4 protein-coding genes and 1 pseudogene are annotated in these 6,891 nt (G+C 44.1%); 3 read left to right on the top strand and 2 right to left on the bottom strand.

Annotation, left to right across the window (positions count from 1 at the left end; genetic code table 11):
* The first annotated feature begins 22 nt into the window (after positions 1–22).
* Together LAY57_RS17965 and LAY57_RS17970 are read left to right on the top strand one after the other, a co-directional pair.
* Positions 23–3,358: a PAS domain S-box protein gene (locus LAY57_RS17965; protein WP_249068173.1), complete on the top strand. Its 3,336-nt coding sequence runs from the start codon at positions 23–25 to the stop codon at positions 3,356–3,358.
* 5 nt (positions 3,359–3,363) lie between these two features.
* Complete coding sequence (locus tag LAY57_RS17970) at positions 3,364–4,692, top strand: hybrid sensor histidine kinase/response regulator (RefSeq protein WP_249068174.1); 1,329 nt, start codon at positions 3,364–3,366, stop codon at positions 4,690–4,692.
* A gap of 16 nt (positions 4,693–4,708) precedes the next feature.
* Here the strand turns inward: LAY57_RS17970 and LAY57_RS17975 are convergent, their stop codons facing one another.
* Positions 4,709–5,749, bottom strand: coding sequence for an N-acetylmuramoyl-L-alanine amidase-like domain-containing protein (locus LAY57_RS17975; RefSeq protein ID WP_249068175.1), 1,041 nt, complete (start codon positions 5,747–5,749; stop codon positions 4,709–4,711).
* A gap of 438 nt (positions 5,750–6,187) precedes the next feature.
* Here LAY57_RS17975 and LAY57_RS17980 point away from each other — a divergent pair, with 438 nt between their 5' ends.
* Entirely contained in the window at positions 6,188–6,394 is a 207-nt protein-coding gene (locus LAY57_RS17980) for a hypothetical protein (protein ID WP_249068176.1), read from the top strand.
* Positions 6,395–6,576: 182 nt separating this feature from the next.
* On the opposite strand, the pseudogene LAY57_RS17985 reads toward LAY57_RS17980, so the two are convergent.
* Positions 6,577–6,891: pseudogene (locus LAY57_RS17985) on the bottom strand (photosystem II q(b) protein); the annotation flags it as partial.

The following is a 6,891-nucleotide window of genomic DNA, read 5'->3' on the forward strand; positions in this document are numbered from 1 at the left end:
AGTCTGAAATGCAAAATCCAATATGAGCAAATCCCCACCAAAGAAAAACCAGGCGAGCGCAACAGCACCAGCGTCGCGACAGGCTTACTTCGACGCTTTTTTTGCGGCATCGAATGCCGGACTGGTGATTTTTGACCGCCAACTTCGGTACGTCCAAATTAACGAAACGCTGGCAGAGATTAATGGGCCATCTGTGGCCGAGCATCTTGGCAGGTCGGTGCGTGAAGTGTTGCCAGAATTGGCTCCGACGGTGGAACCATTTTTGCAAGCAATCCTGGATACGGGTAAGCCGATGCTTGACTATGAATTAATGGGTGAAACGCCGAAAGAACCGGGAATAACTCGCTACTGGCAGGTATCTTACTATCCTTTGTGGGATGAAAATGGCCTGGTTTTTGGTCTGGGTGGGATGGTAATTGAAATTACCGATCGCAAAAAAGTAGAACAAGAACGGCAATTGCTGGCGACGACGATCGAAAACAGCCGTGACTTTATTGGCGTTGCCTCAATGGAAGGTCGTCCGATGCTTGTCAATCAAGCGGGGATAGATTTGGTGGGACTGAGTAATTTAGAAGAAGCCAGAACCAAACACATCAGCGATTTCTTCATGCCAGAAGATCTGGAGTTCGTACAGCAACGAATTCTTCCTACGCTAATGCAAGATGGGGGTTGGCGGGGCGATTACCGCTTCAGACATTTCGTAACAGGTCAACCTATTTCCGTAGACTACACCCTATTCCCGATCAAAAATCCACAAACTAATGAACCTATAGGGATTGGCACTATTACGCGGGATATTCGCGATCGCAAAGCAGCAGAAGATGTTCTCAGACAAAGCGAAGCAAGATTTCGTTCTTTGATGGAAGCTACCGCCCAAATTATTTGGATCGCGAATGCAGATGGCGAACTGGTTACCGATCAACCTACTTGGAGCGCATTTACAGGACTAACGTTTAATGAATACAAAGGCTTGGGCTGGTTAAAGAGTATACATCCAGACGATCGGGTACAAGTTAGCAATGCGTGGTCGGTGGCTGTGGTTAATCGATCGGTGTATGAAGTTGAATTCCGGATGCGTCGCTATGACTGGCAATACCGCTACATGATTTGTCGTGCTGTACCAATTCTGAACGCGGATGGTTCAATTAAGGAATGGGTGGGAGCTAACACGGATATTACCGATCGCAAACAAGCCGAAGCCGCCTTGCGCGAACGCAACGCACTGCTAAACTCTATTTTGGAAAGTACGCCAGACATCATTGTTGTTAAAGATCGAGAAGGGCGTTATGTTGCCATTAACTCCAATGTGGCAAACTTCTTGGGCAAGCCAATTAAAGAAATCATCGGCAAAGATGATTTGGAATTAATGTCGCCTGACACTGCGCGTGAAATGATGGCAAAAGATCGCCAAATCATGGCAGCAGGAATCACTGAGAGTTACGAGGAATATATCTCTTCTCATGATGAAAACCCTACAACCTTTTTGACTACAAAGGCTCCTTGGCGGGATGCTCACGGCAATATTCTCGGTGTCATCGCCACAACACGAGATATTACCGATCGCAAACAAGCGGAAGATGCTCTCAAACAAAGCGAAGAACGCTATCGATCGCTAATTGCCGCCACATCCCAAATTGTTTGGACAGCAGATGCCGAAGGGCGCTGCCCGGATATACCGAGTCTGAGAGCTTACACCGGACAAACCGTAGAGGAAGTGGTTGGTTTTGGCTGGTTAGATGCCATGCACCCGGACGATCGGGAACAAACTTCTCAGGTCTGGATGGAAGCAGTGCAAGCGAAAAACTTATATGACATAGAATATCGAATCCGCGCCGCAGATGGAAACTATCGCTATTTCCAAGGTAGAGGAGTACCAATTCTGAATGAAGATGGCAGCATTCGCGAGTGGGTTGGCACTTGCACTGATATCCACGATCGCAAACAAGCAGAATTCGCAATGGCAAAAGCCAAGGAAGCGGCGGAAGCCGCCAGTCGCGCCAAAAGTGAATTCCTTGCCAACATGAGTCATGAGTTGCGGACGCCGCTGAATGGCATTATGGGCTATGCTCAAATTCTGCAACGTTCTAAATTCTTAAAAGAAGAAGAACGAGCGCGCATCGATGTCATTTATAAGTGCGGTTCCCATTTATTGACTTTAATCAATGACATTCTCGATTTATCGAAGATAGAAGCACAGAAAGTAGAATTAATCACCACGGATTTCCATTTTCCAGCCTTTCTGCAAGGTGTAGCGGAAATGTGTCGCATCCGGGCTGAACTTAAGGGAATTCACTTCCATTTTCAATCGACTTCCGAAATACCGATCGGTATTCGTGCGGATGAAAAACGCTTGCGACAAGTGCTAATTAATCTTTTGAGCAACGCTATTAAATTTACAGATGCGGGTAGTGTCACTTTTACGGTCAGTTTTGCAACCGAAGAAAAAATTCGCTTTGAAATACGCGATACGGGTATCGGTGTTGCACGAGATCAACTCCAAACTATCTTTCAGCCTTTCGAGCAAGTTGGCGATCGCAGGCGGCAGACAGAAGGCACCGGGCTGGGACTGGCAATTAGCCAAAGGATTGTAGAACTAATGGGCAGTACCATTGAAGTTCACAGTGAGATGAATGTTGGCAGTATTTTCTGGTTCGATGTCAGTTTGCCTCCAGCCGATGAATGGGTGAAAGCATCTCAAACCGACGATCGAGGTCAGATTATCGGCATCAAAGACCGCCAGCCAAAGATTCTAGTTATTGATGATAAATGGGCTAACCGATCGGTAATTACCAATTTGCTCAGTCCGATCGGCTTTGAGTTATCTGAAGCAGTTCACGGACAAGAAGGCTGGCAAAAAATTCTCGAAATTCAGCCAGATTTAGTGATTACGGACTTATTAATGCCCAAAATAGATGGCTTCGAGTTGATTAAGCTGATTCGAGAATCGGAACAATTTAAAGACCTCATCATAATTGTCTCTTCTGCCAGCGTCTTTGAGACCGATCGATACAGAAGCTTAGAAGCGGGAGGCAACGACTTTCTGCCCAAACCGATTCAAGCCATAGAGCTCTTGCAAAAAATTCAACAGTATCTTCAGTTGGAATGGCTTTACGAAGCCAATGAAGATCCGTTAGATGCGATCGCCTCAGACACCAACGATCTAATTGCCCCGCCTGCTATGCAAATAGAAATGCTATATGAGTTAGCGATGAAAGGCAATTTTAGAGAAATAGTTAAACAGGCGTTATTGCTGGAAGAAACAGACCCCAAATACATTCCCTTTGCTCACAAATTGCATCAGATGGCAAAGGAATTTCAAGATGAAGAGATTGTCACCTTTATTCACTCCTACAAGTAAGGCTTATGAATTTAGCAATTCAACCAACTGGTTCAATTCTTATTGTTGATGATAATCCGGCCAACTTAGGCGTACTATCCGATGCTTTAGGTCAGGAAGGATTTGAGGTTTGGGTAGCGAAATCTGGCAAGAAAGCCCTGGAACGGGTGAAATATGCCTTACCCGATCTAATCTTACTGGATGTTATGATGCCAGAGATTGATGGATTTGAAACCTGCCGTCGATTACAGGCTAATCCAGAAACCAAGCAGATTCCTATTATATTTATGACTGCTCTCTCGGACACGGCTAATAAAGTAGAAGGGTTTCAAATTGGGGCTGTAGATTATATTACCAAACCCTTCCAGCAGGAGGAAGTGTTAGCTCGCGTCAAGCTGCATTTAAAAGTTCACATTCTAGCTGAAAAATTAGAAGAAAAAAATACCCTGTTGGAACAGAAAGTTGCAGAAGTCAGCCAAGCATATAATGATTTGCAACAAATGCAAGTCAAGTTAATTCAAAGCGAGAAAATGTCTGGCTTAGGACAAATAGCAGCTGGAATTGCTCATGAAATCAATAATCCGATAAATTTTATTTCTGGCAATCTAGGTTATGCTCAAGAATACGCGCAAAACTTACTAAAAATTCTAGATTTATATCAAGAAGACTATGCAAATCCAACCCCTCGGATTCAAGCAGCAATGGATGAGATAGAACTAGATTTTTTGCAGGAAGATTTCATCAAAGTTCTTAAATCAATTAACTTAGGAACGCAACGCATCCAAGAGATTGTCAAGTCTATGCGAATATTTTCTCGCTTAGATGAGGCAGATGTAAAAGCAATAAATATTCATGAAGGAATTGATAGTACGCTCACCATCCTGCATCATCGTCTAAAAGCAAAACCAGAGCATCCTGAAATTCAAATAGTAAAAGATTACGGTCAGCTTCCCCCAGTAGAATGTTATGCCGGACAACTCAATCAAGTATTTATGAATATTATTTCTAATGCGATCGATGCTTTGGATGAATATAACCAAAAGCGATCGTTTGCCGAAATAAAACAGCAACCAAACCACATCAAGATTTCTACAAAAATTATTGGCGATAACTGGGTTGCTATTCACATTAGCGACAACGGTTTTGGGGTTTGTGAAACGATACAAGCAAAGCTGTTCGATCCATTTTTCACCACTAAACCAATCGGTAAAGGAACTGGATTGGGGTTATCTATTAGTTACCAAATTATCGTAGAAAAGCATGGGGGTAGATTGTATTGCCAGCCTACATCAGGACAAGGGATAGAATTCGTCATTGAAATTCCAATTCAACAACAAATTCGGTCAGCAGCTTAGAGTCCAGCCTTTTTAGCTAGCCCCTTCTTAGCAGTGGGCGCGGATCGCTGGGTCGAGCTACCATAATACCGATCGCATTCTTAATATTACCTACATACACCTGTAAATCGCGGGAAATTCTGACTGTGCCGCTGGGCGAAGCATGGATAATACCGATGTTGCCGTTTTGGTTACGATAAACTAGACCAGTGTGAGTTACATCTAGTCCCTCAATGCTAGTAGCAACTGCTACAACATCACCCGGTTGCAGTTGAGCGTAAACTCTACGAATCTGGTTAATCGGAATATAATTGATGCTTAGTTCGTCAAGTTTCTTTTCCGTTTCTACGAGACAGTGATAATTGGCATCGTTGTTGGCAATTGGTGGAGTCAGACTTCTGTTTTTGCTCATAAAGTTGAGCTTTTTATGCAGGGAAACACCACCCAATTGCGGCGCGATGTCTGCCACATTACCGCGTTTTTGATTATCAAATATCCATTCAACAAAATAGTGCAATCGGCTGCAATATCCGTTCAATTGACCATCGCGATAACGCTCGTTAACAATGCGATCGCTAAATGTTTGATAGGCATAATCTTTCACCGCTACACCGCGAGCTAGAGCCAGCACCGTTTCCACAAAAAGCACGCAGTCAAACTTATCCAGCGAGATCGTGAGAGTCTCTTCCGGCGACCCATCTAATAAGTTTGCCTTATACTGTGCCCCCAGAAATTGCTGTGCGATCGCCTGCATAATATCCCCCATTTCGCGATCGGGCAATTTTTGCTCCACAGCATACTGCATGATGCGCCCAAAACGCGCCGACTCTTTTGTGTGACTAATCAGACTTGCATCTTGACTTTCAGGACGGTTGGCTGTATTGAGATCGGTTGTCTTATTTTTCAGTAAAACTTCTCCTGTTGCAGAAGCAGTTTCCGTTGCTAGAGGCTGCTTTTTTAAAGTTGAATAGAGAACTTGTGGGAGCAGATCTACCGGAGTTCGCAAAGCAACTATTGCACCTGCACCGCCGCTAGCGAACGCAGATCCCAACATAGCCAGGACAAAGGTTTTTCTCATGTTTTCAGGTTGTCACCGTGATGGCCAATAAACAAAGCCCCTACTGCGGTAAAAAAGCTCACTTTCCGACCGCGAACAGTATAACTCAAAGAAACCGGGTTTCTGCGATCGCTATCAGCTAATTCTCTCTAAAAGTACCTCATTAATCACTGTTTGATAGCCAATACCTCTTTTTTTGGATTCTTCTATCGCCCAAGCTAGAACTTTCGGGTGAAGTTTGAGCGAAATTAATTCATACTTTTCGTCCTCATTTTTTGCGGGTAAATCTCGTTCTCTCAACTTGATGCCAAACTGTTCAGAAATTGCTTCTCTGAATTTGTGGCTTTCTTCTGGTGTGATATCATGTCCGGTGGCATCGGTTGTCTAAAAAAAATAACTCTCTTATCTGTGTTCATCTGTGTTCATCTGTCTTCATCTGTGGTTAAAATTTAACCCTCGATGACAACAGACAATTTCTCGCATCACGCTTACGCTACCGATGCCACCGGACATCAAGAAACCGATTTGAGCGAAGGAGGTTTCACCACCAACTCGTCAACAACTCTATGCAAAAATCGGCAACTTTGCATTTTTACAGCCCCATTCGTCCTGACTAAATACAGCCCTTTTCAAGTTAGTGAGGTACAGAGAAACCGGGTTTCTTGAAAAAACCCGGTTTCTACGTAAGGCTTGAAGAATTGGCTAATCAATTTTCCCAAAGATTAGAAAGCTTTGCAAGAAGTTGCAAAGCTTTCTGCTGTATAACCTAACTTTGAACAAATAGCCAAAACAAAAAAGCGCTCTCTGAAAGGAGAGCGCTTTTTTGTTAGCTAGCTAATTTCTACCAATTAACCATTGATAGCAGGAGCAGTCATAGCCACAGGAGCAGCCACACCAGCAGCCAAATCGAGCGGGAAGTTGTGAGCATTGCGCTCGTGCATCACTTCCATACCCAAATTAGCGCGGTTGATAATATCAGCCCAAGTCCCAATCACCCGACCTTGCGAATCAGCGATCGACTGGTTAAAATTGAAACCGTTCAGGTTGAAAGCCATCGTGCTGACACCCAGAGCAGTAAACCAGATTCCGATTACCGGCCATGCACCCAAGAAGAAGTGCAATGCACGGCTGTTGTTGAAGGAAGCGTATTGGAAAATCAAACG

Source organism: Argonema antarcticum A004/B2, from assembly GCF_023333585.1.
Classification (GTDB): Bacteria; Cyanobacteriota; Cyanobacteriia; order Cyanobacteriales; family Aerosakkonemataceae; genus Argonema; species Argonema antarcticum.